At 63.9% G+C, this 26848-nt stretch carries 28 protein-coding genes; 14 read left to right on the top strand and 14 right to left on the bottom strand.

Features of this window, described 5'->3' with window-relative positions; translation table 11 throughout:
- Nucleotides 1-121: 121 nt before the first annotated feature.
- Nucleotides 122-2434, top strand: a complete 2313-nt coding sequence (locus K0F86_RS12235; RefSeq protein WP_219134642.1) for a PAS domain S-box protein — start codon at nt 122-124, stop codon at nt 2432-2434.
- On the opposite strand, the gene ligD is transcribed toward K0F86_RS12235, so the two are convergent.
- Complete coding sequence (ligD, locus tag K0F86_RS12230) at nt 2418-4895, bottom strand: DNA ligase D (RefSeq protein ID WP_219134641.1); 2478 nt, start codon at nt 4893-4895, stop codon at nt 2418-2420. The genes K0F86_RS12235 and ligD overlap by 17 nt on opposite strands.
- A gap of 245 nt (nt 4896-5140) precedes the next feature.
- On the opposite strand from ligD, the gene K0F86_RS12225 reads away from it, so the two are divergent.
- The 6 genes from K0F86_RS12225 (at nt 5141) to K0F86_RS12200 (ending at nt 8395) form a co-directional block, all read left to right on the top strand.
- Entirely contained in the window at nt 5141-5458 is a 318-nt protein-coding gene (locus K0F86_RS12225; RefSeq protein WP_141169928.1) for a hypothetical protein, read from the top strand.
- 222 nt (nt 5459-5680) lie between these two features.
- The gene (locus K0F86_RS12220; RefSeq protein WP_219134640.1) at nt 5681-6019 is read left to right on the top strand and encodes a hypothetical protein; all 339 of its coding nucleotides are present in this window, start codon (nt 5681-5683) and stop codon (nt 6017-6019) included.
- A gap of 41 nt (nt 6020-6060) precedes the next feature.
- Complete coding sequence (locus K0F86_RS12215) at nt 6061-6390, top strand: hypothetical protein (protein WP_219134639.1); 330 nt, start codon at nt 6061-6063, stop codon at nt 6388-6390.
- Nucleotides 6391-6603: 213 nt separating this feature from the next.
- Nucleotides 6604-7623, top strand: coding sequence for a serine hydrolase (locus K0F86_RS12210; protein WP_219134638.1), 1020 nt, complete (start codon nt 6604-6606; stop codon nt 7621-7623).
- A 115-nt stretch (nt 7624-7738) separates the two neighbouring features.
- Nucleotides 7739-8089: a hypothetical protein gene (locus K0F86_RS12205; RefSeq protein WP_219134637.1), complete on the top strand. Its 351-nt coding sequence runs from the start codon at nt 7739-7741 to the stop codon at nt 8087-8089.
- A gap of 42 nt (nt 8090-8131) precedes the next feature.
- On the top strand, nt 8132-8395 hold the full coding sequence (locus K0F86_RS12200) for a hypothetical protein (protein ID WP_219134636.1): 264 nt from the start codon (nt 8132-8134) through the stop codon (nt 8393-8395).
- Nucleotides 8396-8462: 67 nt separating this feature from the next.
- Here the strand turns inward: K0F86_RS12200 and K0F86_RS12195 are convergent, their stop codons facing one another.
- From K0F86_RS12195 to K0F86_RS12170, 6 genes are all read right to left on the bottom strand, one after another.
- The gene (locus K0F86_RS12195; protein WP_219134635.1) at nt 8463-9020 is read right to left on the bottom strand and encodes a fasciclin domain-containing protein; all 558 of its coding nucleotides are present in this window, start codon (nt 9018-9020) and stop codon (nt 8463-8465) included.
- Nucleotides 9021-9205: 185 nt separating this feature from the next.
- Nucleotides 9206-10648: an efflux transporter outer membrane subunit gene (locus K0F86_RS12190; protein ID WP_257572139.1), complete on the bottom strand. Its 1443-nt coding sequence runs from the start codon at nt 10646-10648 to the stop codon at nt 9206-9208.
- A gap of 44 nt (nt 10649-10692) precedes the next feature.
- Nucleotides 10693-13893: an efflux RND transporter permease subunit gene (locus K0F86_RS12185; RefSeq protein ID WP_219134633.1), complete on the bottom strand. Its 3201-nt coding sequence runs from the start codon at nt 13891-13893 to the stop codon at nt 10693-10695.
- Nucleotides 13894-13895: 2 nt separating this feature from the next.
- Nucleotides 13896-15140 (bottom strand): efflux RND transporter periplasmic adaptor subunit, encoded by a 1245-nt coding sequence (locus tag K0F86_RS12180; protein ID WP_219134632.1) that lies wholly within the window; start codon nt 15138-15140, stop codon nt 13896-13898.
- A 271-nt stretch (nt 15141-15411) separates the two neighbouring features.
- A complete protein-coding gene (locus K0F86_RS12175) occupies nt 15412-16272 on the bottom strand; it encodes an alpha/beta hydrolase (RefSeq protein WP_219134631.1) in 861 nt (286 codons plus the stop codon).
- The gene (locus tag K0F86_RS12170; RefSeq protein WP_219134630.1) at nt 16269-16454 is read right to left on the bottom strand and encodes a hypothetical protein; all 186 of its coding nucleotides are present in this window, start codon (nt 16452-16454) and stop codon (nt 16269-16271) included. The genes K0F86_RS12175 and K0F86_RS12170 overlap by 4 nt, the downstream gene beginning before the upstream one ends.
- 173 nt (nt 16455-16627) lie before the next feature.
- On the opposite strand from K0F86_RS12170, the gene K0F86_RS12165 reads away from it, so the two are divergent.
- The 3 genes from K0F86_RS12165 to K0F86_RS12155 are packed head-to-tail and all read left to right on the top strand — an operon-like array spanning nt 16628 to nt 19010.
- The gene (locus K0F86_RS12165) at nt 16628-17587 is read left to right on the top strand and encodes a LysR family transcriptional regulator (RefSeq protein ID WP_219134629.1); all 960 of its coding nucleotides are present in this window, start codon (nt 16628-16630) and stop codon (nt 17585-17587) included.
- Nucleotides 17584-18555, top strand: a complete 972-nt coding sequence (locus K0F86_RS12160) for a D-2-hydroxyacid dehydrogenase (RefSeq protein WP_219134628.1) — start codon at nt 17584-17586, stop codon at nt 18553-18555. Before K0F86_RS12165 ends, K0F86_RS12160 begins: the two co-directional genes overlap by 4 nt.
- Nucleotides 18552-19010 carry a hypothetical protein gene (locus K0F86_RS12155; RefSeq protein ID WP_219134627.1) on the top strand — a complete coding sequence of 153 codons (459 nt, stop codon included), beginning with the start codon at nt 18552-18554 and terminating at the stop codon, nt 19008-19010. Before K0F86_RS12160 ends, K0F86_RS12155 begins: the two co-directional genes overlap by 4 nt.
- A gap of 3 nt (nt 19011-19013) precedes the next feature.
- On the opposite strand, the gene K0F86_RS12150 is transcribed toward K0F86_RS12155, so the two are convergent.
- From K0F86_RS12150 to K0F86_RS12120, 7 genes are all read right to left on the bottom strand, one after another.
- The gene (locus tag K0F86_RS12150) at nt 19014-19526 is read right to left on the bottom strand and encodes a DUF1993 domain-containing protein (RefSeq protein ID WP_257572121.1); all 513 of its coding nucleotides are present in this window, start codon (nt 19524-19526) and stop codon (nt 19014-19016) included.
- Entirely contained in the window at nt 19523-19987 is a 465-nt protein-coding gene (locus K0F86_RS12145; protein WP_219134626.1) for a hypothetical protein, read from the bottom strand. The genes K0F86_RS12150 and K0F86_RS12145 overlap by 4 nt, the downstream gene beginning before the upstream one ends.
- An 83-nt stretch (nt 19988-20070) precedes the next feature.
- The gene (locus K0F86_RS12140) at nt 20071-20946 is read right to left on the bottom strand and encodes a PHB depolymerase family esterase (RefSeq protein ID WP_219134625.1); all 876 of its coding nucleotides are present in this window, start codon (nt 20944-20946) and stop codon (nt 20071-20073) included.
- Nucleotides 20947-21019: 73 nt separating this feature from the next.
- Complete coding sequence (locus tag K0F86_RS12135; protein WP_219134624.1) at nt 21020-22237, bottom strand: HAMP domain-containing sensor histidine kinase; 1218 nt, start codon at nt 22235-22237, stop codon at nt 21020-21022.
- The gene (locus K0F86_RS12130; protein WP_219134623.1) at nt 22234-22935 is read right to left on the bottom strand and encodes a response regulator transcription factor; all 702 of its coding nucleotides are present in this window, start codon (nt 22933-22935) and stop codon (nt 22234-22236) included. Before K0F86_RS12130 ends, K0F86_RS12135 begins: the two co-directional genes overlap by 4 nt.
- Nucleotides 22932-23456 (bottom strand): GNAT family N-acetyltransferase, encoded by a 525-nt coding sequence (locus K0F86_RS12125; RefSeq protein WP_219134622.1) that lies wholly within the window; start codon nt 23454-23456, stop codon nt 22932-22934. The genes K0F86_RS12130 and K0F86_RS12125 overlap by 4 nt, the downstream gene beginning before the upstream one ends.
- Before the next feature lie 20 nt (nt 23457-23476).
- On the bottom strand, nt 23477-24040 hold the full coding sequence (locus K0F86_RS12120; protein WP_219134621.1) for a GNAT family N-acetyltransferase: 564 nt from the start codon (nt 24038-24040) through the stop codon (nt 23477-23479).
- Nucleotides 24041-24217: 177 nt separating this feature from the next.
- On the opposite strand from K0F86_RS12120, the gene K0F86_RS12115 reads away from it, so the two are divergent.
- The 4 genes from K0F86_RS12115 to K0F86_RS27935 form a co-directional block, all read left to right on the top strand.
- Nucleotides 24218-24985: a CPBP family intramembrane glutamic endopeptidase gene (locus tag K0F86_RS12115; RefSeq protein ID WP_219134620.1), complete on the top strand. Its 768-nt coding sequence runs from the start codon at nt 24218-24220 to the stop codon at nt 24983-24985.
- Nucleotides 24986-24994: 9 nt separating this feature from the next.
- Nucleotides 24995-25651: a hypothetical protein gene (locus K0F86_RS12110; protein WP_219134619.1), complete on the top strand. Its 657-nt coding sequence runs from the start codon at nt 24995-24997 to the stop codon at nt 25649-25651.
- A complete protein-coding gene (locus tag K0F86_RS12105) occupies nt 25644-26459 on the top strand; it encodes a DUF6624 domain-containing protein (RefSeq protein ID WP_219134618.1) in 816 nt (271 codons plus the stop codon). Before K0F86_RS12110 ends, K0F86_RS12105 begins: the two co-directional genes overlap by 8 nt.
- Nucleotides 26460-26669: 210 nt before the next feature.
- A partial coding sequence (locus K0F86_RS27935; RefSeq protein ID WP_374197288.1) for an AAA family ATPase occupies nt 26670-26848 on the top strand: 179 nt, incomplete at its 3' end.

Raw genomic sequence — 26848 nt, 5'->3', positions numbered from 1 at the left:
GCTCGTAGCCCGCCCCGGATACTCTTCAATAATATAAATGCATTGACTTTGATCAAGCTTCTCGCTAGCGTATGCACACAGCCTGCCGTCCGGCAAGCCCTGTCATGCGTGCGGGAAAACAATGGATGCCGAGTTAGATCAGCTTATCCTCAGCGGCGCCCCTGGCGGCGTTGTCATCACGAATGAAGACCATGTCGTCGTGCGCTGGACGATCGGCGCGCAGCGCATCTTCGGCTATGCCAGCGATGAGGCGCTGGGCCACCCGCTGTGGGAACTGATCTCGCTGCCGGGACAGGCCGAAGCAGCCCCGCTGATCGACGAGAAACTGGCGCTGCATGGCAGCTATGACCGCGAATCGATGCGGCGGCGCAAGGATGGCGAACTCATCTACGTCGATGTGGCCTGCCAGTCCGCACGCGCCACGCCGGATGCCCCCTGCTACCTGATTTCCACCATGAAGGACACGACCTTGCTGAAAGCGGCGCGCGACGCCCAGTTTGTCGACGTGCGCTACCGGGTGCTGTTCGAATCGACGCCGGACAGCGTCATCATGGTCAACGCCACGGGCGCCATCGTGCTGGCCAACCAGCAGGCGCAGCGCCTGTTCGGCTATGCGGAAGGAGAATTGAGCGGCAGGCAAATCGATACCCTGTTGCCGCAACGCCTGCGCCACGCGCACGTGGGACACCGCGCGCGCTATTTCGACCAGCCCCGCACGCGCACCATGGGCGCCGACCTGGAATTGCTGGGTTTGCGCAAGGACAACGTCGAGTTCCCCGTCGAAATCAGCCTCTCGCCCATCCAGACGGAGATCGGCACCTTCGTCATCAGCGCCATCCGCGACGTCAGCGACCGGCGCCGGGCCGAGCAAAAGTTCCGCGGCCTGCTCGAATCGGCGCCGGACGCCATCGTCATCGTCAATGGTGATGGCGAGATCGTGCTCGTCAACTCGCAAACGGAACGCCTGTTCGGCTATTCGCGCGCGGAGCTGCTGGGACGCAATGTGGAAGTGCTGATCCCGGCCCGCTACGCGCATGATCATCCGCACCACCGGCAAGCCTTTTCCAAAGCGCCACGCGCCCGCTCCATGGGTGCGGGCCTGGAACTGTACGGCTTGCGCCGCGACGGCACCGAGTTTCCCGTCGAAATCAGCCTGTCGCCGCTGGAGACGGACGAAGGCGTGCTGGTTTCGTCAGCCATCCGCGACATCACGGAACGCAAGCGCATCGAACACACGCTCAATGAACAGAAAATCGAACTGGAGCGGGCCAGCCAGGCAAAGGACCGCTTTCTCACCAGCATGTCGCACGAATTGCGCACGCCGCTCAATGCCATCCTCGGCTTTGCCCAGCTGCTGGCCAACGAAGCGCTGCCCGCGACCGTGCTGCAAAAGCGCACCTTCGTGCAAAACATCGTCACCTCGGGCCGCCACCTGCTCACCCTGATCAATGAAATCCTCGACCTGGCGAAGATCGAGTCAGGCAGCCTGAGCCTGTCGATCGAGGCGGTGGCGCTGCCCGCGCTGATCGAGGAAGTGCGCGTGATGGTGGAAGAACAGGCGCAGCAGCGCCAGCTCGAAATGGTCTTTTCGGTCTGCGGGCCGCTGACCGTCAGGGCCGACCATACGCGCCTCAAGCAAGTGCTGCTGAACCTGCTGTCGAACGCCATCAAGTACAACCGCCCGGCCGGCAAGGTGGCGCTGGAAATCTCGCAACCCGCTGCGCAGCGCGTGCGCATCGCCATCCGCGACACGGGCAAGGGCCTGGACGACACGCAGATGGCGGAACTGTTCCAGCCGTTTAACCGCCTCGGCCAGGAGGCGGGCAGCGAGGAAGGCACGGGCATCGGCCTGGTCGTCACCAAGCGCCTGATCGAACTGATGGGCGGTGCCATGGGCGTGCACAGTTGCGTCGGCGTGGGCAGCGTCTTCTGGATCGAACTCGACACCATGGCCGCGCCGCCCGCCAGGATACCGCTGGACACGGAGGGGCTGGCCGAACCTGCTGGCGACGCCGCCGACGATGCCGGCGGCCAGGCCCTGCTGCTGTACGTGGAAGACAATCCGGCCAGCCTGCGCCTGGTGGAAGACATCATCAGCTTCCTGCCCCATCTACGCATGATCTCGGCCACCGACGCGCGCCATGGCATCGCGCTGGCGCTGGAGCGCCGCCCCGATGTGATCTTGATGGATATCAACCTGCCCGGCATGAATGGCAACCAGGCGCAGCGCATCCTGCGCAACGATCCGCGCACGGCGCACATCCCCGTCATCGCGCTGACGGCCAATGCCATGAAGGGCGACATCCACCACGGCCTGGCTGCGGGCTTTTTCCGCTACCTGACCAAACCCGTCGAGATTCCCCAGCTCAATACTGCCATCGACGACGCCCTGCAACTGGTGCGCGCCGCCCTGCCGTTCAAGCCGGAGGCGTAAAAGCCAGTTTTTTCATCGCCGCATCAAGGCCCCTGGCGCTGCGCGCATAGCCAGCCCAGGGCGCATTGCCCACGTCGAGGCGGCTGTGGACGTTGCTCACCGTCCATTGATCCCCCGCCTTCAGCTTGTCGAGTTCTTCCCAGGCCAGCGGCACGGAAATGCCCAGCCCGGAGCGCGTGCGGGCCGACCACGCGCACACGGTGGTGGCGCCGCGTCCGTTGCGCAAATAATCGATGAATATCTTGCCGACGCGGTTGGCAGGACCGCTCTTGACGACAAAACGCGCCGGTATCTGCTGCGCCATGTGCGCCACGATGGCTTGCGAAAACGCCTTGACCGTGTCCCAGTCGTATTTCGGGCGGATTGGCACGACCACGTGCAAGCCCTTGCCGCCGCTGCTTTTCAGCCAGGCGGGCAACCCCAGCTCCGTCAGGAAGGCGCGCAAGAGCACGGCCGCTTCGCGGATCGCGGGCCAGGCCACACCCTTGCCCGGGTCCAGGTCGAACACCAGGCGGTTCGGCGTGTCGTAGGCGCTGGCCAGCGCGTTTTGCGTGTGAAACTCCACCACATTCCACTGCGCCGCCGACAACAAGCCCTGTACGCTGGCCACTTCCAGCATGGCGGCATGCTCGGGATCGAGGCCGGGATCGAGCTGTTTGACACCGGGCATGGTCGACGTATCGGCGTGTTTCTGGAAAAACAGCTCGCCGCCCACGCCGGCCGGCGCGCGCACCAGCGACACGGGCCGGCCCCGCAAATGCACGAGCATCAGCTTGCCCACCAGCGCGTAATAGCGCACCAGGTCGATCTTGCGCGCGCCGCTGTCCTGGTCGATCACCCGGTCCGCATGGCTGACCTTGAAACTGGCCGGCAAGACGCCGTCCGGCGTGGCTTGATTTTGCATCGTCTTCTCCCTGTCGATCCGCTGTGCCCGCTCGCGCACGATGGCGGCCGGTTTTTTATCATCGCGCAAGCCGTGAAACACGGCATGGCGCACGGCGCCGCCACGGGTCCATTGCGCAAAACCGACCTCGGCCACCAGTTGCGGCTGGACCCAGATGGGCTGGCGCACGCCGCCCGCCTTGCCTGCGAACGGGCTGGCATCAACGGCCAGCGCATCGAGGCGGCGCCGCAAGTCGCGCAGGACCGCATCGTCAAAGCCGCTGCCCACATTGCCCGCGTAGCGCAGCTTGCCCTGCTCATCGTGCACGCCCAGCAGCAACGACCCGATCCCCTCGCGCGCGCCCTGCGGCGCCGTATAGCCGCCGATGACGAATTCCTGGCGCAGCCCGCATTTGAGCTTGATCCAGTCGCCGGAGCGCCGCGTGACGTAGGGCGAGCCGCGCCGCTTGCCGATCACCCCTTCCAGCCCCAGGCGGCAAGCGTGGGCCAGCAGTTGCCGGGGTTCGGCGTCGAGCGCGCCGCTGAAACGCACCAGCGGCGAGGCGGGCAATTGTTCCAGCAGCCCCTGCAGCAGAGCCCTGCGCGCCTCGACGGGCTGGCCCCGTAGATCATGGCCGTCGAAATACGGCACGTCGAACAGGTAATACACGATCGCGCTGGTGCTGTCCGCATCGAACGCGCGCTGCAAGGCACCGAAGTCAGGGTGGCCGCCGGCATCGTTGACGACGATTTCACCGTCATACCAGCCTGGCGGCAAGCCCATCTGTTCCAGCGCCTGCCGCAGCGGCGGCAATTTGGCCGTCCAGTCATTGCCATTGCGCGTGATCAGGGCGACCTGATCGCCATCGCAACGCGCGAGCAGGCGGTAGCCGTCGAATTTCGCCTCGAAAATCCAGTCTTGCGCGGCTGGCGGCGGCGTATCGACCAGGGTGGCCAGCTGGGGCGCCAGGGTGGCGGGCAAAGCGGCATTCGGCGGCGCGGCAGCCAACTTGCGCGCGGACAAGGCCTTGTGCTTGACGCTGCCGGGGAACTCGTCGACGACGGAAAATTCGGCGGCCGGCCGGGCAAACGCGTCTTTTTCCTTGATCAGCAGCCAGGCCGGTTTCTTTTCCTCCTTGCCCTGCATGCGCACCAGCACCCAGTTGCCCTGCATCTTGTGGCCACGCACAGTGAATTTCAGTTCGCCGGCCGCCAGCGCGGCGCGCGCATCGGGCGTGGCTGGCTGCGGCTGCCACGTTCCTTTATCCCAGATGATGACCTTGCCCGCGCCATACTGTTTTTCCGGGATCGTGCCTTCAAAACTGGCGTAGGCCAGGGGATGGTCTTCCACCTGTACGGCCATGCGCTTGTCGCGCGGGTCGTAGCTGGGGCCTTTCGGCACGGCCCAGCTTTTCAGCGTGCCATCGAGTTCCAGGCGAAAATCATAGTGTAAACGACTGGCCCAATGCTTCTGGATGACGAAGGTGAGCACCTCGCCCGCGTCCTCGCCGCCGCCTGCCGGCTCGGGCGTGACGGCGAAATTGCGCTTGGCCTGATAGGTTTTCAAAGCGGTTTTCAAGGCGGCTTTCATGGCGGACCCATGCGGTGAGGATGGCATCGAGTCTAGGCCGCCAGGGGCTGGCGCGCGGTACGCCAGCTAACAGAGTGCGTCGACGCGCGCAGGCCGTGCGGCAAGGTGCTTACGCGGCAAGTGTAAGTATTTGTAATGGCGTGTCAACGCAATTGCCGCACGGCGCGTTTTTGGCTCAGTGACAGGGGAAATGCATCTCCTGAACTACAACCCACTTCTCGAGGAACTGCACCATGAAAAAAGTAATCGCTACTCTGATCGCCGGCTTGTTCGCTACCGCAGCCTTTGCTCAAACCCCAGCACCAGCAGCGCCGGCCAAGGCCGAAGCCAAGCACACCAAGGAAGTGGCCAAAGCAGAAGCAAAAGAAACCAAGGCCGTCGTGAAAGCCGATGCGAAAGAAGCCGTCGTCGCTGCAGACGCCAAAGCCGATGTCGCCAGCGCCAAGGCTGACGCGAAAGCCACCAAGGCCAAAGCCCATCACAAAGCGAAAAAAGCCAAGGCCAAGGCTGACGAAGCCAAAACTGAAGCGACCGCGGCAGCAGCCAAATAATCGCTTCCGCGCGTTTTCCGCGCCACAAGAAAAGACAGCTTCGGCTGTCTTTTTTCGTTTTCATTACTGCATCATGCAAGAACACCTGCTAAAACACCTGATTGTAAGAAAGTGTAAACAAGGTCAACGGTAAGCTTCCGGGGCGCGTTTTATGCTCAGTGACACGGGAATCATCCCGGCACCAACAGACATACCAGACAAACCACCACCGAGGACTGCACCATGAAAAAAGCAATTGTTACCCTGATCGCCGGCCTGTTCGCTACCGCTGCCTTTGCCCAAACGCCTGCAGCGCCAGCAGCCTCGGTTCCTGCCAAAGTGGAAGCGGCCCACACCAAGGCCGTCGTGAAAGCGGACGCCAAGGAAGCGCAAGCCGTCGTGAAAGCCGATGCGAAAGAAGCGAAAGCCGTCGTCGCAGCGAAAACGGAAGTGGCCAGCGCCAAAACGGAAGCGGCCAGCACGAAAGCCAAGGCCCACCACAAGGCCAAGCACACCAAGGCCAAGGCCGATGCAAAACTGGCTTCGGCCACCGTTGAAGCGGCACCAGCAGCAGCCAAGTAATCCTCGACACACCATCACTTACCACTTGCCAGGAAAATACAATGAAAAAAGTTATCGCCACCCTCGTCGCCAGCCTGTTCGCTACCGCAGCCTTCGCCCAAACCCCTGCAGCCCCGGCTCCGGCCAAGGCGGAAGCGGCCCACACGAAAGCCGTGGTCAAGGCGGAAGCCAAGGAAACCAAGGCTGTCGTGAAAGCCGATGCCAAGGAAGCGGTGGTCGTCGCCGATGCGAAAGCCGATGTCGCCAGCGCCAAGGCCGATGCCAAAGCCACCAAGGCCAAGGCCCATCACAAGGCCAGCAAGGCCAAAGTGAAAGCGGATGCAGCGAAAGCGGCAGAAACCGTTCCGGCAACGCCAGCACCAGCGAAGTAATCGCGAACACAGTCATGGGAGCGCGTCCGCCGGGTCTGCGCTAACGTGGCCAATTCGCCTGCAATACCAGGGACAGCTTCGGCTGTCCTTTTTGCATGTTGCCTCTTGCACTGCGCCTTCATGCAAACTTCATCGAACAGGCCAGCTTGTGCGCGACAAAGCGGCGCAGATGAGGGACACTGGCACTCCGACTATTGCCACGAAGCCCAGCCCATGCGCCACCTGCCCTTGCTATTGATTGCCGCCCTGTGCCTGCCCTGCGCCGCCAATGCACAAGACACCCCCACAACCCTGGAACAAGTCCTGCAAGCCCAGGACCACGACAGCCATGGCGACTTGCGCGCCGTCGTTGTGCTGCGCGATGGCGCCATCGTGGCCGAACGCTATTACAACGGCGAGACAGCCGAGACCCTGCACGACATCCGTTCGGCCGGCAAGAGCATCACCGCGCTGCTGGTCGGTGCCGCCGTGGCGCGGGGACAACTGGCGACAACAAAAACCGTGGGCGACTACTGGCCCGAAATCGCTGGCAGCCCCGCCGGCAAGGTCGTCCTCGACGACTTGCTGACCATGCGCTCGGGCCTGGCCGCCTTCGACGAAGACGAGCAGTCGCCCGGCAATGAAGACAAGCTCGATGCCGCGTCCGACCCCGCCGCCTTCGTGCGCGGCGTGCCGGCGGCCACGGCGCCGGGCGGCATCTACCGCTACAACTCGTTGGGTTCGTACATTGCCGGACGCGTGGTGGAAAACGCCAGCGGCGCCGACCTCGAAGATTTCGCCGCCAAGGCGCTGTTCGCTCCACTGGGCATCACGCGCTGGAGCTGGGGCTGCGACGTGGCACACCACCCGAAAGGACAGGGCAATCTGTCGCTGCGCGCACGCGATACGGCGAAAATCGGCCAGATGGTGCTCGACGACGGCGTGTTTGAAGGGCGAAGAGTGATCGACGCCGCCTGGCTGCAAGCCGCGCTGGCGCCGCGCGTGGCCATCGGCGCCGTCGACCGCTACGCCGACAGCTACGGTTATTTCTGGTATGCGAAGACGCAGGACATCGACGGACAGCAGATTGCCGTGCATTTCGCCTCGGGCAATGGCGGCAACAAGATCTATGTGATACCGGCGCGCCGCATGATCGTCAGCATCGCATCGAGCGCCTACGGCAAGGCGCATGGGCAGCGCCGTTCGGAAGACATCCTCAAAGCTATCCTGAAGGCGGATGCAACGCAGATGTAAGCGTTTGTAATGACCGTCAACGCAAGCGTCCCGGGGCGCGTTTTAAGCTCAGTGACACGGGAATCATCCCGGCACCAACAGACTTACCAGACAAACCACCACTGAGGACTGCACCATGAAAAAAGTTATCGCTACCCTGATCGCCGGCCTGTTCGCAACTGCAGCCTTCGCCCAAACGCCTGCAGCTCCGGCAGCACATGCTACCGCAGCAGCCTCGGTTCCCGCCAAAGTGGAAGCGGCCCACACCAAGGCCGTCGTGAAAGCGGACGCCAAGGAAGCGCAAACGGTCGTCAAAGCGGACGCGAAAGAAGCGAAAGCAGTCGTCGCCGCGAAAACGGACGTCGCCAGCGCCAAAGCGGAAGCGGCCACCACCAAGGCCAAGGCCCACCACAAAGCCAAGAAAACCAAGGCCAAGGCTGACGAAAAGCTGGCATCGGCCACCGCCGAAGCGGCTCCAGCCAAGTAATTCCGACACACGTTACTGACCACACATACCAAGGATATTAAAATGAAAAAAGTTATCGCCACCCTGATCGCCAGCCTGTTCGCCACCGCCGCTTTCGCCCAGACGCCAGCCGTCGCGCCAGTCGCACCAGTGGCACCGATTCCTGTCGTCGCCCCTGTCGTCAAGGCCGAAGCGCCGGCAGCCGCCGTCAAGCCGGCCACGCACAAGAAAGCCAAGCATCACAAGGCAAAGAAAGCCGCACCGGCAACGCCAGCAGCTCCGGCCGCAGCAGCAGCTTCCGCACCGGCAGCAGCGCCAGCCAAGTAATCAAGGCCGCGCAAGCCAAAAAGACAGGGTTTTCCCTGTCTTTTTTTTCGCCCGCTTTTTCGTGTCTTTATTTCGGCATCAGCACCGTGTCGATCACATTGATCACGCCATTCGACTGATACACATCATAGGTGCTGATGTTGGCGCTGTTGCCGCCCTCGTCCATCACCACGATATTGTGCATGCCATTCATGGCGAACATCAGCTTGCCCCCGCTGGCCGTGGGCAAAGTGGCTTTACCATCATGCATCTTGATTTCCCTGGCCAGCGCCTTGAAGTCGTATTTGCCGGGAACCACGTGGTAGGTGAGGATTTTCGTCAGCGTCGCCTTGCTTTCCGGCTTGACCAAGGTCTCGATGGTGCCGGCCGGCAGTTTGCCAAACGCCGCATTCGTCGGCGCGAACACGGTAAACGGCCCCTTGCCTTTCAGGGTATCGACCAGACCGGCTGCCTTGACGGCGGCGACCAGGGTCGTGTGGTCGGCCGAATTGACGGCGTTATCGACGATGTCCTTGGACGGATACATGCTCTGGCCACCCACCATGGTCGTCATGTCGGCGGAAAAAGAGGTGCTGGCGGCCAGCATGGAAGTGAGGAACAATGCTGCGGGGATGAAGGTGCGCATGATGATATCTCCTGGATGACTGCGTTTGCGTGATTGCAGGAGTACTTACGCGGCCTGTCCGCAAACGGATTCAACTGATTGTCTACGCAAGCTATAAAAAAACGGCGCCGTGCAAGCGCACGACGCCGTTCCTGATAGGCATCCCTTGCCGCGGGCCGGACACTCCAGCCCGCGGTGCCGGGAAACTAGTTGGCCGCGACCTGCGGCTCCGTCTCGCCCCAACCGCCGCCCAGGGCGCGGATCAGCGCCACCGTGGTGACGGCGCGGTTGCCACGCAGTTGCACGGCGTTGCGCTCGATGGCAGCCAGGTTGCGCTGCGCGTCGAGCAGATCGAGGTAGCTGGAACGGCCCGCGTCGTACAGCTTTTGCGCCAGGTCGGCCGAACGGCGCGCCGAGACGACGGCTTCGTCGATCTGCTGCGTCTGGCCCGACAGGATGCGCAGGCCGGCCAGGTTGTCTTCCACCTCGGCGAAGGCCACCAGCACGCTCTGGCGATACGTCGCCACCGACTCTTCCAGCTGCGCTTCGCTGCGGCTCACGGCAGCTTTATTGCGGCCGCCGTCGATGATCGGCATCGACATCAGGGCGCCCAGCAGCCAGGAGCGGCTGCTCCACTTGAAGATGTCCGAGAAGGTATCGGACGCGCCGCCGCCGGAAGCGTTCAGGCTCAAGGCGGGGAACATGGCCGATTTCGCCACGCCGATGCGCGCATTCGACGCTTCCATGGTGCGCTGCGCCGACGCGATGTCGGGACGGCGCTCCAGCAGGGACGACGGCATGCCGGCCGGGATCACGGGCAGGAAGCCGCTGTCCTGCAGCGGGTTGACGCTCGCCGTGAAGCTGGCGGCAGGTTTGCCCAGCAGGACGGCCAGCGCATGCTCGCCGGTGGCGCGCTGGCGCTGCAGGCCGATGGCTTCGGCGCGCACGGTCGACAGCTCCGTGCGGGCACGCGACAGGTCGAATTCGCCGATGTCGCCCAGGTCGTAGCGGCGCTGGTTCACATGCACGCTCTCCTCGCGCAGGCGCACCGTCTGTTCCAGGGTCGCCAGCTCGGCATCCGTAGCGCGCAGCTGGAAGTAGGTTTGCGCCACGTCGGCCTGCAGCGACAACAGCACGGAACGGTACGTCGCTTCCACGGCCAGCGCATCGCTGCGCGAGGCGCTGACGTTAGCCGCCACCCTGCCGAACAGATCGACTTCGTAGCTGGCCGTCAGGCTGGCCTGGTAGACGTTGGTGGCCGCCACCGGCGCGCCGTTCGGCAAGCCGAGCGACACGGCCGAAGCGCGGTTGCGCTGGCCGCCCACGTTCACGCCCACTTGCGGGATGCGGTCCGCTTCGGCGATGCCGGCAATCGCCCTCGCCTGCTTGACGCGGGCGGCGGCCACCGCCAGGTTGGCATTCGCCTGCGTGGCTTCGTTGATCAGGCTGGTCAGGGCCGGATCATTGAAGGCCAGCCACCATTCGCCGCGCGCCTGGCGCTCGGCGGGCACGCCCTGCTTCCAGCGCGTGCCGTCGGCCGCCGTCTGCACGGCGGGCGCTGGCGCTTCCTTGAACGCCGTGGGCGTGTCGATCTGCGGCTGCTTGAACTCGGGCGCCGCGCAGGCGGCCAGCAGGACTGCGGCGGCCATGGCGCTCAAGACGGGCGCCGCGCGCCGGATGATTGCATTGGTTTTCAATATATATCTCCTTCCAGGTCCAGCGCTGGCGCAGCGCTTGGCTTGGCGACAGCGACGGCTGGTTTTTTCTCAAAACGCTGCGCCAGGGTGCGCAGCAGGACGTAGAACACGGGCGTCAGGAACAGGCCGAAGAAGGTCACGCCCAGCATGCCGGCGAACACCGCCACGCCCATCGCATGGCGCATTTCGGAGCCGGCGCCGTGCGAGAACACCAGGGGCACCACGCCCATGATGAAGGCGATCGACGTCATCAGGATCGGACGCAGACGCAGACGGCACGCTTCCAGCGCCGCTTGCACGACGGTGCGGCCATGCTCTTCCAGTTCGCGGGCAAATTCCACGATCAGGATGGCATTTTTTGACGCCAGCCCCACCAGCACGAACAGCGCGATCTGGGTAAACACGTTGTTGTCGCCGCCGGTGAGTTTCACGCCAAGCAAGGCGCAGAGGATCGACATCGGCACGATCAGGATCACGGCCAACGGCAGGGTCCAGCTTTCGTACTGGGCGGCCAGCACCAGGAACACCAGCAGCACGCACAGCGGGAAGACATAGATCATCGTATTGCCGGACAAGATGTCCTGGTAAGTCAGCTCCGTCCATTCATACGAAATCCCTTGCGGCAGCACTTCCTTGGCGATGCGCTCCAGCGCGGCTTGCGCCTGGCCGCTCGACACGCCAGGGGCGGCGCCGCCGTTGAAGTCGGCTGCGGCATACGCGTTGTAGCGCTGCACGCGGTCGGGACCATAGCTGTCCTTGACGCGCATCAGCGACGACAGCGGAATCATTTCGCCTTTGTTGCTACGCACCTTCAGCTGCGCGATATCCTGCGCATGCGAACGGAACACCGCATCGGCTTGCACGCGCACCTGGTAGGTGCGGCCAAACTGGTTGAAGTCATTCACGTACAGCGAACCGAGGTTGATCTGCAAGGTCTGGTAGATGGTCGCCAGCGGCACGCCCATCTGCTTGGCCTTCACGCGGTCGACGTCGGCGAACAGCTGCGGCACGTTGATCTGGTAGCCCGAGAACACACCCGCCAGTTCCGGCGTCTGGTAGGCCTTGGCGGCCAGCGCCTGGGTGGCGTTGTACAGCGCGTCGTAACCGAGGTTGCCACGGTCCTCGATCATCATCTTGAAGCCGCCGATGGTACCGAGGCCGTTGACCGGCGGTGGCGGGAAGACCATGATGAAAGCGTCCTGGATGCCGCCCAGGCGCTTGTTGATCTCGGCCGCGATGGCGCCGCCCGACAATTCCTTGCTGGTGCGTTCGTCGAACGGCTTCAGGGTGGCGAACACGATGCCGGCGTTCGGCGCATTGGTGAAGTCGTTGATCGACAGGCCGGGGAAGGCAATGGTCGATTCGACGCCGGGCACCGACTTGATGACGTCGGACATGCGGCGCACGACATCTTCCGTGCGGTCCAGCGAGGCGGCGTCAGGCAATTGCGCAAAACCCACCAGGTATTGCTTGTCCTGCGCTGGCACGAAGCCGGCAGGCACGGACTTGAAGGTGAAGATGGCGGCGACGACCAGCAGCGCATACACGCCCAGCGAGGCGCTCTTGCGGCCCAACACGCCCTTCACGCCCGCTTCATAGCGGTGCGAAGCGCGGCCGAAGAAGCGGTTGAACCAGGCGAAGAAGCGGCCGAAGAGCATGTCCATGCCGCGCGTCAGCGCGTCTTTCGGCGCATCGTGCGGTTTCAACAGCGCGGCCGACAGGGCTGGCGCCAGGGTCAGCGAGCTGAAAGCGGAAATCACGGTCGAAATGGCGATCGTCAGCGCGAACTGGCGGTAGAACTCGCCCGACAAACCTGGCACGAAGGCGATCGGCACAAACACGGCGCACAGCACCAGGGCGATGGCGACGATGGGACCGCTGACCTCTTTCATGGCCTGGATGGTGGCGTCGCGCGGCGACAGGCCTTCCTCGATGTTGCGCTCGACGTTTTCCACCACCACGATGGCGTCATCGACGACGATACCGATGGCCAGCACGAGACCGAACAGCGACAGGGTGTTGATCGAGAAGCCAAAGCCCAGCATCACGGCAAAGGTACCGACGATCGACACGGGAACGGCCAAGAGCGGAATGATCGAGGCGCGCCAGGTTTGCAGGAAGATGATCACCACCAGCACCACCAGGGCGATCGCTTCGAGCAGGGTATGGATCACGGCTTCGATGGACGAGCGCACGAACTGCGTCGGGTCGTACTCGATGCGGTATTCCACGCCTTGCGGGAAGTCTTTTTTCAGCTCCTCCATCTTGGAACGCACGTCGGACGACAATTGCAGCGCGTTGGCATTCGGTGCCTCGAAAATACCCATGCCGACGGCCGGATTATTGTTCAGCAGTGAACGCAGCGAGTAGCTGTTGGCGCCCATTTCCACGCGCGCCACGTCTTTCAGGTGCGTGATGGCGCCGTCGGCATTGGTGCGCACGATGATGGCGCCGAATTCCTCGGGCGTCTGCAGACGGCCCTGGGTATTGACGGTCAGCTGGAAGTCCGAGTTCTTCGCTGGCGAGGCGCCGATCACGCCGGCGGCCACCTGCACGTTCTGCTCGCGAATCGCGTCGACGACGTCATTGGCCGTCATGCCGCGCGCCGCCACTTTTTGCGGGTCGAGCCAGATGCGCATGGCATAGTCGCCGGCGCCGAAGATCTGAATGTCGCCCATGCCGGGCAAACGGGCCAGTTGATCCTTGACGTTCAGCACCGCGTAATTGCGCAGGTACATATCGTCATAGCGCTTGTTCGGCGAGACCAGGTGCACCACCATGGTCAGATTCGGCGAGGACTTGACGGTCGTCACGCCGATCTGGCGCACTTCCTCGGGCAGGCGCGGCAAGGCGCGCTGCACGCGGTTCTGCACCTGCGTCTCGGCCTGCTCGACGTTGGTGCCGATCTTGAAGGTCACGGTCAGCATCATCGAACCATCGGATGTGTTTTGCGAGGACATGTAGAGCATGTTCTCGACGCCGTTGATCTGCTCTTCGAGCGGCGCGGCGACGGTTTCGGCGATCACTTTCGGGTTGGCGCCCGGATATTGCGCGCGCACCACCACCGATGGCGGCACGACGTCGGGATATTCGGAGATGGGCAGGCCGAATATCGACAGCAGCCCGGCCACGAATATGACGATCGACAGCACCGCCGCGAAAATCGGCTTGTCGATGAAAAAGCGGGAAAAGTTCATGTTTATTCCTTGGAAGTCGATGCTGCCTTGGCGGCGATCTTGGCGTCTTTTACTTCAGGTTTGGCTGGGGCGACGGGCGCGGTCGGGTCGAAATCCATGGCCACCATCTGCGGCGTCACGGGCGCGCCGGGGCGCACGCGCTGCAAGCCGTTGACGACGATCTTTTCGCCCGCTTTCAAGCCTTCGCGCACCACGCGCAAGCCGTCCGAGTTCGGGCCCAGCTTGACGGCGCGGTATTCGGCCTTGTTGTCAGCGCCTACCACGTAGACGTATTTGCGGCTCTGGTCCGTGCCGACGGCGCGGTCGCTGATCAACAGCGCCGTGCTTTGCGCGTGCGGGCCGTTGCCGCCGTCAAGCTGGATGCGCGCGAACAGGCCGGGCACCAGCTGGCGCTCTGCGTTGGCGAAGGTGGCGCGCATGCGCACGCTGCCCGTGGCCGGGTCGAGCTGGTTGTCGACGAATTCCAGCTTGCCTTCGTGCGGGAAGCCCGTTTCGTTGGCCAGGCCCACCTTGACGGTGACGGGCGTGCCCTTTTGCGCCGTGCCGGCCACACGCAGATACGTATCTTCATCGCCGTCGAAGCTGGCGTAGATGCGGTCCGTCGACACCACCGAAGTGAGGATGGCGGAAGCGTCGATCAGGTTGCCGACGGTAATTTCGGCCTTGCTGACACGGCCGCTGATCGGTGCCTGTACCTGCGTGTACGACAGGTTCAGCCTGGCCGCTTCATACGCGGCTTGCGCCGAGCGGGCGTTCGCGTCCAGCTCTTTCAGGCCCGAGGCCTTTTCGTCGAATTCACGCTGGGCGATGGCTTTTTCGGCCAGCAGCTTTTCAGCGCGCGACAGTTCCAGCTTGGCCAGTTCGGCCTTGGCGCGGGCCGAGGCGGCAGTGCCTTCGGCGCGCGACACTTCGGCCTGGAACGGGCGTGGATCGATGACGAACAACACCTCGCCCTTTTTCACTTCGCTGCCCGGCTTGAAATTGACGGCGGTGATGAAGCCGCCGACTCTCGAGCGGATTTCCACGCGCTCGATCGCTTCCAGGCGACCCGAGAATTCCTGCGTTTCCGTGATCTGTTTTTCCACCACGGCGGCGGCCGAGACGGGTGGGCCGCCGGCCGCTGGCGCGTCGGGCACCTTGCTGTTGGCCGAATCGCAGCCGGCCAGGCTCACGGCCACCAGTCCTGCCAGCGCGAGCGAGGCAGCCAGGGGCTTCAGCAGAGTGGAAAATTGTTGAACGTTTTTCATTTTATTTCCCTGTTTTATGAAAATTTCTAATGGTATGAGCGGCAGGAAGCAACCCAACTGAAAAAGTGAATGGTGGTGCCATGGCGCCCGACGGCGCTCGATCAAAGGTAAACAGGCCGCCAGCAGCGTAAAAGCGGACGGGGACGACGAAGCCGGCTGTGCGAGCGCACAACGCAGACAAGATGGGAACTACACTGCGTAGTGTAGCAACCGAAACTCAAAAAGTAAACTAGTTAGTGTAAGTTTTTTTGCGGTACCGCAGATGGCGGCCTCATGACTCGGGCTCTTGCCCCAGTCCGGCGACAAAGCTGGCTATTTCACTCAATACCTGCACCTTGCACGCGCACTCATTACGCGCGCCAGCGTCTTGCAGCGGCGCGGCGGCCATGCGCCGCACGGTGGTCTTGATGCCGCAGGCGATCAGTTTGCTGCCGTATTGTTCAGCCTCGTCGCGCAATGGGTCATCTTCGCTGGACAAGATCAAGGCTGGCGGCAGGTTCTTCAGGCGGCTCGACTGCAATGGCGACGCGTAAGGATGGGTACGGTCAGCGGCATTCGGCAGGTAGCCGCGGTAGGCGGCGGCGCACTGGTCGGCTACTTCCGCCAGGTCGGGGCATGTGGGCAAGCTGCGCATCGAGCAGGTCGACAGGCCGGGGTCGAGCATGGGCATGATCAGCACCTGGCCCGCGAGGGGCGGTCCGCCCCGGTCGCGCGACATCATCGCGCACACGGCGGCCAGGTTGGCGCCCGCTTCGATGCCCGACACCACCATCTGCTTGCCCGTCCAGCCCAGCTTGGACTTGTTCTTTTTTGCCCACAGCAACACGGCATGCGCGTCTTCCACGGCGGCGGGGAATGGCCGCACCTTCGCCAAGGTATAGTTCGCGGCCAGCACCACGTGGTCCGGGTTGCTCAGCACGAGGCAGCGCAGGAAGTCGTCCGCGTCCTCCAAGTCGCCGGCGACGAAGCCGCCACCGTGGAAGAAGACGATCAGGCTCGATTGCCTGGCGCCCGGCACACCGGCCGTGTAGACGCGCGCGGCGAGCGCATCCTGCGCGCCCTGCACCTCGATGTCGCGTATCTTCAGCGCCTGGCCAGGTGCCAGCTCGGCCGTGGTGTCGGCAACGCTCATTGCGCCACCATCGGCTGCACGGCAACATCGAGCACGGTGTCGTTCAGGCACAACAGGGCGACACCGCCCACTTCATGGGTCAGGGCGCTATACGCACTGGCTTCGCTTTGCGCCGCCAACGAGTATGCATCCGTCGATACCATCGCGGCCAGAGCGAGCGAGCTCATAGCGAGAGCGAACACTGCAAAGATTCCATTCCGATGACCCATGATTTTTCTCCTGTTGTACTTCCTGCGGCATCACTTATGCTGCAGTACAACAACTATAGACTTGATCTACAATCTGATAAAGAGTGCAATGACGAATTGATTGTTCAAAATTACGAACAATCGCGCATAACATGATAAGGAATCAAGTGAACAAGCTGCAAGCCATGGAAGTTTTCATCCAAGTCGTCGATGCGGGCGGCTTTACGCGCGCGGCGGAAAACATGCAGTTGCCGAAAGCCACCGTATCGACCTTGATCCAGGCGCTGGAAGCGAGCCTGTCGGTCAAGTTGCTCAACCGCACCACGCGCCACGTCAGCATCACCTCCGACGGCGCCGCGTATTACGAACGCTGCGTGCGCATCCTGTCCGACGTGCGCGAAGCGGAGGAGTCGCTGTCGCGCACGCGCTTGAGCCCCAGCGGACGGCTGCGCGTGGATGCGCCCACGGCCCTGGCCAGCGAACTGATCATCCCCGCCCTGCCCGACTTCTTTGCCCGCTACCCCGACATCTCGCTGGAACTCGGTTGCAGCGACCGGCCCGTCGACCTGATCGAGGAAGGCGTCGACTGCGCCGTGCGCGGCGGAGAATTGGGCGACCTGAACCTGATCGCGCGCCGGGTCGGCGTGCTGCATTTCATCACCTGCGCCGCGCCCGGCTATCTGGCACGCTATGGCACGCCGCTGCATCCGAACGACCTGGCGCAGCACCGGGGCGTGAATTTCTTCTCCTCCAAGACGGGTAAAACGTTTGACTGGGATTTCACGCGCGCCGGCGAACGCATCCAGATGTCCATGCCCAGCCATATCGCCCTGAACGACTCGAACGCCTACGCGGCGGCCGGCCTGGCGGGCCTGGGCATCGTGCAAATGACGCATTTCATGCTTGCGCCCCTGATGGAACAGGGCAAAATGGTGGAATTGCTCGATGAATGGGAATCCGACCCGCTGCCCATCCACGTGATCTATCCGCCCAACCGCCATCTGTCCGCCAAGGTGCGCGTGTTTGTCGAATGGGTCGCCGACATGTTTACCAACCACCCGGCCACGCAACTGAAGGGCAAGAGCAATCTTCCCGCGCGTGCCGCCCAGACCGAGGCCCAGCCATGACTGCAGCAAGCACATCGTCCCACCGCATCGTCTTTCTCGACCGCGACAGCCTGATCGCCAATGTGCGTCCGCCCGCGTTCGGGCACAGCTGGGAAGAGTATCCGCACACCAAGGGCAGCGAACAGACGGTGTCCCGCCTGCAAGGCGCCAGCATCGCCATCACGAACAAGGTGCCGCTGCGCGCGGCCGAGCTGGACCAGTTGCCGGACCTGAAAATGATCGCCGTGGCCGCCACCGGCACGGATATCCTCGACTTGCCCGCCTGCCGCGAACGGGGCATCGTCGTCGCAAATATCCGCGACTATGCGCGCGCCACCGTGCCCGAGCATACGCTGGCCCTGATGCTGGCCCTACGCCGCCAGCTGGTCGCCTACCGGGCCGACGTGGAAGCAGGCCTGTGGCAGGCATCGGAGCGCTTCTGCCTGTTCGGCCACCCGATCCGCGACCTGGCCGGCAGCCGCCTGGGTTTGCTCGGTTACGGCGCGCTGGGCAAGTCCGTGGCCCAGCTGGGGCGCGCCTTCGGCATGCACGTCATCGTGCACAACCGCTCGCCCATCGAGGACGACGGCGTGACGCAGGTGAGCTTCGACGAATTGCTGGCCACTTCCGACGTACTGAGCCTGCACCTGCCCCTGACGGACAAGACGCGCAACATCATCGGAGCAAAAGAACTGGCGCGCATGCAGCCGACTTCGCTCTTGATCAACACGGCGCGGGGCGGCCTGGTCGACGAAGCGGCGCTGGCCCAGGCATTGACGAACGGCGTGATCGCCGGCGCCGGTTTCGACGTGTTATCAAAGGAGCCGCCGCCGCCCGACAACCCGCTTTTAAATTTGCGCCTGCCCAACTTCATCCTCACCCCGCACACGGCCTGGGCCAGTGGCGAGGCCATGCAAAAGCTGGCAGACATCCTGATCGGCAACGTGGAAGCGTTCGAACGCGGTGCTCCCGTGAACGTGGTGGCATGAGCGTCTGGCACGAACTCGATGAATTGCTGGGACTGGACGACGATGAATACGACCGCCTCGACCTGTTTCAGGAGGCGGACGAGCTGATCGGGCAGCTGCGCACCGCCGATGTGCCCGCGCTGCTGGCCCTGTGGCAGACGCGCAGCCTGTGCTGGCAGCAGCGTTTCACGCAAGCAAGTACCAACATCGACGGCGCCGTACTGCGCGCTCTGCTGGCCGGTTTGCTGCAGATCAGGGAGACGACCCACGGCGTGTTCGAACTGATGTCGCGCCTGCCGGCGACAGCCGACCATTCCCCGCTCAGCGATGCGCTGCTCGCTTACGCCGAGCAAGCCTGGCATGCGCAGGGGCCGGCAAGCCACCGGCAAATCCAGATCAGTTGCTGGAGCTGCGGACTGTCGGGCCGGCTGCTGAAGCGGCTCGGTTTGTCCTCATGGAAAGACGCGGGCTTGTAAGCACTATGGCGCGGCGGGACGCTCAAAGCTGAAACCCGGCGCGTAAGCGTGATAGCCGTCGAAATCGCCCTTGCCGATGGCCGCGCCAGCGCTGCGGGCGATCGCATACGCCATGCTGAAGTGAAAATAGAAATTCGGCAGGATGTACAGATTCATATACTCACCGGCCGGCAAGGCGATGTCGGCGAAACCGGCGCGGTCGCGGCAGAGGCGGTCAGGCGGTCCGTCAAAGCGCTCTACGGGAATCGCCTGGAGGTAGCGCATGGTCTGCGCGATCTGCTCCTGCAGGGTGGCGGCGGCGCTGAAATCGGCCACCTCCAGCCCTGCCAGCGGGCAGCAGCCGCGCAGGAAAAAGCTCACGGCCGCGCGCACTTGCTGGGCGAACGGCAGCATGTCCGGGTGCAAACGCGCCGCCAGCAGTTGCGGCGCCGTGCCGGTCTTGTCGAGCATGGCGGACAGCTGCGCCAGCGAGCGGCAAAAGATGGTGGCGGGGTGGATCTGCATCACGTCCTTCATGACTGGCCTTCTTGCGCGGCGACCTTCTTCAGCACGCGGATCAGCCTGCGTTCGTGGCGGCCCACGGCGTCCCAGTCCCAGGCATCGGGCGAACCGAATGCCGGGTAATGGGCTTGCCATTTTTCCGCGCGCGTCTGCGAATTGGCGCCCACGTTCGAGTCCGGGCCCTTGCCGCTGGAGAGGCGCAGGTAGACGCGGATGACGCCCCAGCCTTCGCACACATAACGATACGTGAGGCCGCCGCACTGGGCCGGGTCGAGCGCGATGCGGGTCGGGGCAAAATGCCCGCCCATGTCCGGGTAATGCACGGCCAGCAGCACCTCGCTGGCCCCTGCGGCCTCCAGCCTGGCCGCATACGCGCACAGCTCGGCGGGCGAATGAAAATGCAGCGTTTCCCGTTCCGCCTCCGAATACACCTCTGCCACGGCCGCGCCGGACTTGGCGAAGATTGCCTCGGCCATGGCCGCGATACCTGCTGTTGATAATCCCACTGTGCCTGCCTTTCCTGTTGGGTTACGCCATGCGCCGCCATTCTGGCATGGCGTCAACGGCGATGGCGGCTGAAAAATTCCCACATCACCTCGTTCGCATCGATGGCGCGCGTGGTCTTGCCGATGGGTAGGCCAACATTGAAGGCGTCGGCGCCGGGCCACGTGTGGCCGCCGTCCTTGACGGTGAGCAAGGCCACCTGCTGCGCGCCATTGCCCTGCTCCACATGCGTCACTTGCGTATCGTCACCTGGCACGGTGGCTAGCATGCGCGCCGGTGGCGCGGCGCCTTCGAGGCGGTTTTGCTTGCGCCAGTAGGCAAACGTGTCCTCGGCGGATAGATAGCCGCCATCCTTGCCCCCATACAAGACCACCTGGTCAGCCGTGCCCTGTATCAACAGCATGCCCACCGGCGAAGGTACGGCGTGGTGGGCGATGACGGGCACGGGCATCGGCGCGCCCACGGAAGCGACGGCCGCGAATTGCTGCGGCAGCTCGGCCGCCAGTCGCAAGGCAAAGAAGCCGCCGCGCGACAGGCCCGTCGCATACACGCGTTTGTCATCGATGCGGTAATCCTGTTTGAGCTTGCTTAGCATCGCTTGCGTAAAACCGACGTCATCCGTACCGGCCAGGTAATCCATGCCAAAGCCCACGTTCCAGTCCTGCTTGATACCTTGCGGATACACAACGATGAACTGGTGCCGCTCGGCCGCCTTGTTCATCTGGGTGTACAGCATCTGTTCCGCCATGCTCATGCCGCCGCCATGGAAATTGAAGACGACGGGAAACGCTTGCTGCGGCTGGCGTTGATAAGCGGCGGGCGTATAGACGATGTAGCGGCGTTTTTCGTCTTTGTGAACGAGGCTGGTCACTTGCGCCAGCGCAGGAATGCAAGTGCAGGCCAGCACCAGCAGGCTGATAAACAATTTCATGCGGCTTTCTCCGTTGATCAAGAGCTTGCAGCTTACGCAAGCGCCGGTGAAATCGCGGTGAAATCCGGCGCCTTTATTGCACCACCATGATGGCGACACGGTACTCCCTCTCGCCGGGATGGAAAGCAATGTCCCAGCGCATGGCTTGTGCCAGGCGCAGCAGCAGGTTCTGTCCATGCGCAAAGCCCTGGACGCGCCGTGGCCGCCCCGCCGGCAGCGTATTGCCGATGCTCAGGCAGCCTTGCGCAAACGTAATACTGATGCGGCAGGCCGGGCCGCCATGGAACAGGGCATTGGCCAGGCAATTATTGATGAGCAACATCGTCAGCTGTCCGTTGCCGAGCACCTCCAGCCGCTCGGGCAGCTCCAGGGTCAGCAGGCTGGCATCCCAGGGATGGTCGTCCAGCAGGCGCAGCAGGCATTGCTCTATGCAGCCGCGCAACTCCACCACCTCGCCGGGCAGCTGCTCGGCCCGTGCCAGCGCGAACAACACCTCGATGGTGGCGCGCATGTCGTCCGTCGATTGCTGCAGCTGCGCCTGCGCCTGCCCGCCCAAAGGCTGCGCACCGGCCAGCGCCAGCGTATTGCGCATCAGGGTCAGTGGCGTGCGCAGTTCGTGGCTGACGTCGCGCGCGAAGGCCTGTTCGCGCTGCAAGGCCTGCTGCAGTTCAGAAAACGTGGTTTCCAGGCGGCGCGCCAGGAAACCGATCTCGTCGGGGCGATCGCGCGCGCTGAAATGCACGGCGCTGCCGGGCGCCAGCTGGCGCGCTTCCTGGGCCAGTCTCTGCAAGGGCTGCACCAGACGCCGCGCCAGCCAGTAGGCCAACAGCAGGGCCAGGGCGATCAGCGCCAGCGCCATGCCAGCGACGACACCGCCCACTTCCTGCGCCAGGCGCGACACCACCAGCACGGCTGCCACGTCAGCCAGCAGATACACGCGCTGCGGCTGGCCAGCGGCAACGTGGTCCAGCGCCAGCACGTGATAATGCTGGCCCGTCGTCGTAAACACCTCCCCGCGCGGGGCCGATGCCGGCATCTTCTCACGCACCGCTTGAGGCAATGCCAGGTAGCTGCCATAAACTGTGACGAGGTCGCTGCCGGACGGCGTCAGCTTGCCGTGCTGCTGCCAGCGCATGCTGACGGCCGCCGCTTCGCGCTCCAGCAGGCGCTGCACCAGCATGTCTTCCGTCACATAGGCGATCACCAGCGCCAGGCCCGTGTAGCACAGGCACAGCAGGACGGTGAAGCCGGCCAGGGCGGCGAACAGCTGGCGGCGGATCGACTTGCTCACGGAGACGCCGCAGAGTCGAAGGCAAGACGGTAGCCCAGCTGCGGGATGGTCACCAGCGCGCCCGCCGCACCGGCCAGCTCCAGCTGCTTGCGCAGCGCGTAGATGTGCGATTTGAGCGCGTCGCTGTCGGGCGGCTGGCTGCCCCACAGCTGCTGCAGCAAGGCCGAGCGCGATACGGCGTGCGGATGTTCGCGGCACAGCAGCAGCAAGATTTTAAAGCCCGTCTGCGTCAGCGGCAGCGCCGCATCGCCAAGCAGGGCGCGTCCTGCGCGCGTCTGCAAGGTGAAGGGCCCCACGCGCATTTCCTGGTGCACGTGCAACTGGTGGCGGCGCGCCAGCGCTTCGCAGCGCAAGGCCAGTTCGCGCAAGTCGAAGGGCTTGGTCAAATAGTCATCGGCGCCATCGCGAAAGCCGCGCGCCTTGTCTTCATAGGCGTCGCGTGCCGTCAGCATCAAAATCGGCACATTGCTGGGCGCGCCCACCTTGATGGCGCGGCACACTTGCAAGCCATCGATGTCGGGCAGGTTCAGGTCCAGCAGCACCACGTCATAATTGTTGCGCGTGGCCAATTGCAGCGCCAGCGCGCCCGTGCCCGCATGGTCCGTCTGCCAGCCCAAGCCGTCGAGGAAGTCGAGCACCTGGCGCGCGATGGCCAGGTGGTCTTCCACCAGCAGGATGCTCAAGGGAAGCTTGTTCATGGAACGCCGGCAATGCGCGCATACAGCCAGAAGTTGCCGGATTTTCCGCGAATCTGCCGGTAGCAGCGCAAATAACCTTCCCGCTCGAAAGCGCAGCGTTCGAGCACGCGGATCGAACGTGCATTGCTCTCCAGCACGGTCGCCTGGATGCGCAGCAAGCCCAGACGCTGGAAACCCCAGTCCACGACAGCGTTCACGATGGCCGTGGCCACGCCCTGGCCCCAGACGGCGGGCGCCAGATCGTAGGCGATTTCCGCCGTGCGGTGCTGCGGGGAAATGGTATTCAAGCCGATGGTGCCCACCAGCTGGCCGCCGTCGCGCAGCACGACGGCCAGACGGATGGGCGAAGACGGCTGGGCCGATGCATAGTCATCGAAATTGGCCTGCAGGTCGTCGATGCTGCGCAAGTCCCAGCTCGTGTGCTCGACGACGACAGGGTCGGCCAGGTAGGCATACCAGGCGGGCACGTCGCTGCGTTCCAGGCGGCGCAGGGTCACCAGGGGATGATCGATGCGCGGCAATCGCGGCTTCCCGCAGTGGCTCACGCGGCGCCCTTGCGCCGCGCTTCCCACTCGCGCCGCAGCAAGCCGTACAGGGCCGAATCGCTGACGTGGCCCCCCACGATCCAGCGTTCGGGCAGGAAGCCTTCCTTGTTGAAACCCTGGCGCTCCAGGGCGCTGGCCGAACCGGCGTTATGCGGGTCGATGTCGGCTTCCAGGCGGTTCAGGTCGCGCTCGACGAAGGCGAATTCGAGCAGCGCCGACAGGGCTTCGTGCATATAGCCACGGCCCCAGTACGGACGGCCCAGCGCGTAGCCGATTTCGGCGCGGCGGTTCTGGCGGTGCTCGGAAAACAGGCTGCAGCTGCCCAGGTATTCGCCCGTCGCTTTCAGCTCGACGGCGAAGCGGAAGAATTCCTCTTTCTCGAAAGCGGCGCTGTCCTCGGCAATCTGGCGCGTGGCACGGCTGGCATCGGTCCACGGCGGCTCGCTGAAATAGCGCATCACTTCGGGGTCGGCATGCATGGCGAATTGGGCCGCTTCATCGGATGGCTGCGGCTTGCGCAGGATCAGGCGTTCAGTGGTGAGGATTTTCGTGTAGGCCATACAACTCCAATCGAAGGTTGAGACAGCAATGCTTATTATTCCATGCAATTGTAATGATGTGGCAACTTTGCAGCGCGGCTTTTAATGTACTATGGCAATGTTGATCCATATCATAGATGCAACTTCATGATCCGCTCATGCACGCAGTAAACGATGCAGCACACACCGAAGCCGACCATGTCCATCCCCAGAATCCACCTCACCATGCCGCTCGCCATCGGCGCACTGGCCATCTGGCTGGCCCTGAGCATGGGCGGCCGCTGGCTGGAAGCGGCCGGCTACGCCTTGCCGGGCGCAGCCGTCACCGGCCGTATCGGCCTGTCGTGGGCGCTGGCCGCCGTGTTCGCACTGGCGCTGCTGCTGGCGTCAAGCCGGCCCCGCGAAGCGGGCCTGTGCGCGCCGCAGCCATGGAAAAGCACGTGGCTGGTCTGGCCACCGCTGCTGTATGCCTTGCTGATGTTGCTGCTGGCCTGGGCGGGCGGCTGGCCGCAGCCACGCGTGCTGCTGATCGTGGCGTGCAATGCGGCGCTGGTGGCCATCTCGGAAGAACTGATGTTCCGCGCCATCTTGCTGCAGGGCATGCTGGACCGCTACGCCGTCTGGCCCGCCGTTTTGATGTCATCGGCGCTGTTCGGCCTGGCCCACTTGGCCAACGTCCTGGCCACGGGCGACGTCAGCGGCGCCGTGTGGCAAGCCGTCGCCGCCACCCTGCAAGGCGTCGGCTATGCGGCCATCCGCCTGCGCACCCGCTCGGTATGGCCGATGGTCCTCGTGCATGGACTGTGGGATTACGCGCTGGTGACGGCCACCTTGCCCAACCCGGCCGAAGACGGCGCATCGATCCTGCCGACTATCGCCGTGCTGGCCGTGCTGCCCCTGTGCCTGTATGGCGTCTACCTGCTGCGCCCCAGCCAGCGGGCGGCCATATCTGAACTGCAACGATAAGGAAGGTGCATGGCGTTTTTTTCACGTGAGTACGAAGTGTTCCTGCTGCTGGCCGCGCCCGATGCCGCGCCGCTGTGGCAGGCGGCGCAATGGACGCCGTTTGCCGCCAGCCTCGATGGCCTGATGGCGCAAGCGCGGGGCAAGGCCGGCGTGCGCAGCCATCAATACAACCCCAAGGGCAAGCCGATTCCCTTTGGCCGCCTGGGCTGGGATGAAAAATCGCACGCGAAGTGGACGCACACGGCGGCCACGACGCAAGCGCGCTTCATGACCCTGGAAGCGTGGGCGCCCACCTGGACCGTCTGCGAAAAAGACGACCAGGCGCCCGACCTGTTCCTCGCGCTGGCCAACGAATCGCTGCTGGGACTGGCAGGCAAGCCCCTGCAATTCGGCCAGCGCCTGGTGTGCGCCATCGCCACGGACATGGGCCCGGAAGCGGACGCCACCTTGCGGCAAGCGCTGGCGCAACTGGCCGCGCAGCAAGGTGCCGTCGTCTTCGCCCACACGCGCCGCCAGTGGGGCCGCGCCGCGTATGGCGGCTTCACGGGCGCCATCCAGGATATGCTGATCGGCGGCCTGTTCCAGCCCGACGACCCGCATGCGCGGCCGCTCGATGCGGCCACGTTCCGTGAAACCTGGACCTTGCTCGACCTCCCCCATGCCTGAACGGACTCCGATGCCACGCCTGACCTTCGCCATCCTGCTGTGCTGGAGCGCCCATGCGGGCGCCTTCGAACTGAGCGGCGCCATCCGCAGCAACGGCCCACCGTTGCCGCCAGCCATCACCATCGTTGCCGAGCGCATGCACGGCGAGCCGCGGATACATGGCACGGTCGAGAATGGCCGCTACCGCATTGACGTACCGGAAGGCGCCACACTGGCACTGCTCCTGCAATCGCCCGGTTGGGAAGCGGAACCCAAGCTCATCTTCAGCGCGGCCACGGCGGGCGCGCTGGACTTCCTGCTGTATCCGGCGGCAGTGCCCGAAGCGACGCTGGCAAGCGAATTGCGGACCATGGAACAGGAAGACCAGGCCCTGCGCGCGGGATTCCCGCCAACGGGGCCGGACCTGGCCACACTCCAGCGCATGCTGGCCACGGATAAGGCACGCGAGCAACGCTTGCGGCAAATCATCGCCAGCAAGGGCTGGCCCACGCAAACGATGGTCGGCTACAAGGCAGCGGGCAGCGCCTGGCTGATCGCCCAACATGGCTCGGAACTTTTTCTGAAAAGCAGTCTGCCGCTGATGCGCGCAGCAGCGGCACGGGGGGAGATCACGCCATCGAAGCTGGCACTGGCGATCGACCGCGACCTGTGTAACGATAATCAGCCGCAGCTGTACGGCAGCCAGTTCCGCACGGATAGCACCGGCAAGACGGTCCCCTTCCCCATCGACGATCCGCAGCGCCTGGAGCAGCGCCGCGCCAGCATGGGCATGGAACCGTATGCGCAGTACCGGCAATTGTTCGAGTAAAGACCAAGCATTGACAACGCCATCCATCGCATGGCATCGTTGCGCCATGCCATCGTCATTCCCGCCCCTGCCATCGATTATTGCCGCCATTTCACACATGGTGGCTGGACAGGAATGACATTGACCAAGCCGCCTGCAAGGCGGCTTGGATACGCAACAAACAATCAAGACGTCTCGCAGGCTTTGTTTTACTCACCTGAGCGAGCGACCATGCAAACCACTTCCAGCACCCCCGTTACCCCCACCCTGCACCTCGTGTGCGGCAAGATTGCGTCCGGAAAATCCACGTTGACCACCCGGCTGGCCAGCGCGCCGCAAACCGTGCGCATCAGCGAAGACAGTCTGCTGGCGCAGCTGTATCCGGGCCAGATCGCCAGCCTGGCCGACTA

Origin of the sequence: Janthinobacterium sp. UMAB-60, from assembly GCF_900095235.1 — a bacterium.
Classification (GTDB): domain Bacteria; phylum Pseudomonadota; class Gammaproteobacteria; order Burkholderiales; family Burkholderiaceae_D; genus Janthinobacterium.
Note: the sequence above shows the minus strand (reverse complement) of the source record. Positions and strands in the feature narration are given on the sequence as shown.

Bases quoted from the DNA above. Each gene is read 5' to 3' on its own strand.
- K0F86_RS12235 (WP_219134642.1), top strand. From the start codon at position 122: ATGGATGCCGAGTTAGATCAGCTTATCCTCAGCGGCGCCCCTGGCGGC.
- K0F86_RS12225 (WP_141169928.1), top strand. From the start codon at position 5,141: ATGAAAAAAGTAATCGCTACTCTGATCGCCGGCTTGTTCGCTACCGCA.
- K0F86_RS12220 (WP_219134640.1), top strand. From the start codon at position 5,681: ATGAAAAAAGCAATTGTTACCCTGATCGCCGGCCTGTTCGCTACCGCT.
- K0F86_RS12215 (WP_219134639.1), top strand. From the start codon at position 6,061: ATGAAAAAAGTTATCGCCACCCTCGTCGCCAGCCTGTTCGCTACCGCA.
- K0F86_RS12210 (WP_219134638.1), top strand. From the start codon at position 6,604: ATGCGCCACCTGCCCTTGCTATTGATTGCCGCCCTGTGCCTGCCCTGC.
- K0F86_RS12205 (WP_219134637.1), top strand. From the start codon at position 7,739: ATGAAAAAAGTTATCGCTACCCTGATCGCCGGCCTGTTCGCAACTGCA.
- K0F86_RS12200 (WP_219134636.1), top strand. From the start codon at position 8,132: ATGAAAAAAGTTATCGCCACCCTGATCGCCAGCCTGTTCGCCACCGCC.
- K0F86_RS12195 (WP_219134635.1), bottom strand. From the start codon at position 9,020: ATGCGCACCTTCATCCCCGCAGCATTGTTCCTCACTTCCATGCTGGCC.
- K0F86_RS12190 (WP_257572139.1), bottom strand. From the start codon at position 10,648: ATGGCCGCCGCAGTCCTGCTGGCCGCCTGCGCGGCGCCCGAGTTCAAG.
- K0F86_RS12185 (WP_219134633.1), bottom strand. From the start codon at position 13,893: ATGAACTTTTCCCGCTTTTTCATCGACAAGCCGATTTTCGCGGCGGTG.
- K0F86_RS12180 (WP_219134632.1), bottom strand. From the start codon at position 15,140: ATGAAAAACGTTCAACAATTTTCCACTCTGCTGAAGCCCCTGGCTGCC.
- K0F86_RS12175 (WP_219134631.1), bottom strand. From the start codon at position 16,272: ATGAGCGTTGCCGACACCACGGCCGAGCTGGCACCTGGCCAGGCGCTG.
- K0F86_RS12160 (WP_219134628.1), top strand. From the start codon at position 17,584: ATGACTGCAGCAAGCACATCGTCCCACCGCATCGTCTTTCTCGACCGC.
- K0F86_RS12155 (WP_219134627.1), top strand. From the start codon at position 18,552: ATGAGCGTCTGGCACGAACTCGATGAATTGCTGGGACTGGACGACGAT.
- K0F86_RS12150 (WP_257572121.1), bottom strand. From the start codon at position 19,526: ATGAAGGACGTGATGCAGATCCACCCCGCCACCATCTTTTGCCGCTCG.
- K0F86_RS12145 (WP_219134626.1), bottom strand. From the start codon at position 19,987: ATGGCCGAGGCAATCTTCGCCAAGTCCGGCGCGGCCGTGGCAGAGGTG.
- K0F86_RS12140 (WP_219134625.1), bottom strand. From the start codon at position 20,946: ATGAAATTGTTTATCAGCCTGCTGGTGCTGGCCTGCACTTGCATTCCT.
- K0F86_RS12130 (WP_219134623.1), bottom strand. From the start codon at position 22,935: ATGAACAAGCTTCCCTTGAGCATCCTGCTGGTGGAAGACCACCTGGCC.
- K0F86_RS12120 (WP_219134621.1), bottom strand. From the start codon at position 24,040: ATGGCCTACACGAAAATCCTCACCACTGAACGCCTGATCCTGCGCAAG.
- K0F86_RS12115 (WP_219134620.1), top strand. From the start codon at position 24,218: ATGTCCATCCCCAGAATCCACCTCACCATGCCGCTCGCCATCGGCGCA.
- K0F86_RS12110 (WP_219134619.1), top strand. From the start codon at position 24,995: ATGGCGTTTTTTTCACGTGAGTACGAAGTGTTCCTGCTGCTGGCCGCG.
- K0F86_RS12105 (WP_219134618.1), top strand. From the start codon at position 25,644: ATGCCTGAACGGACTCCGATGCCACGCCTGACCTTCGCCATCCTGCTG.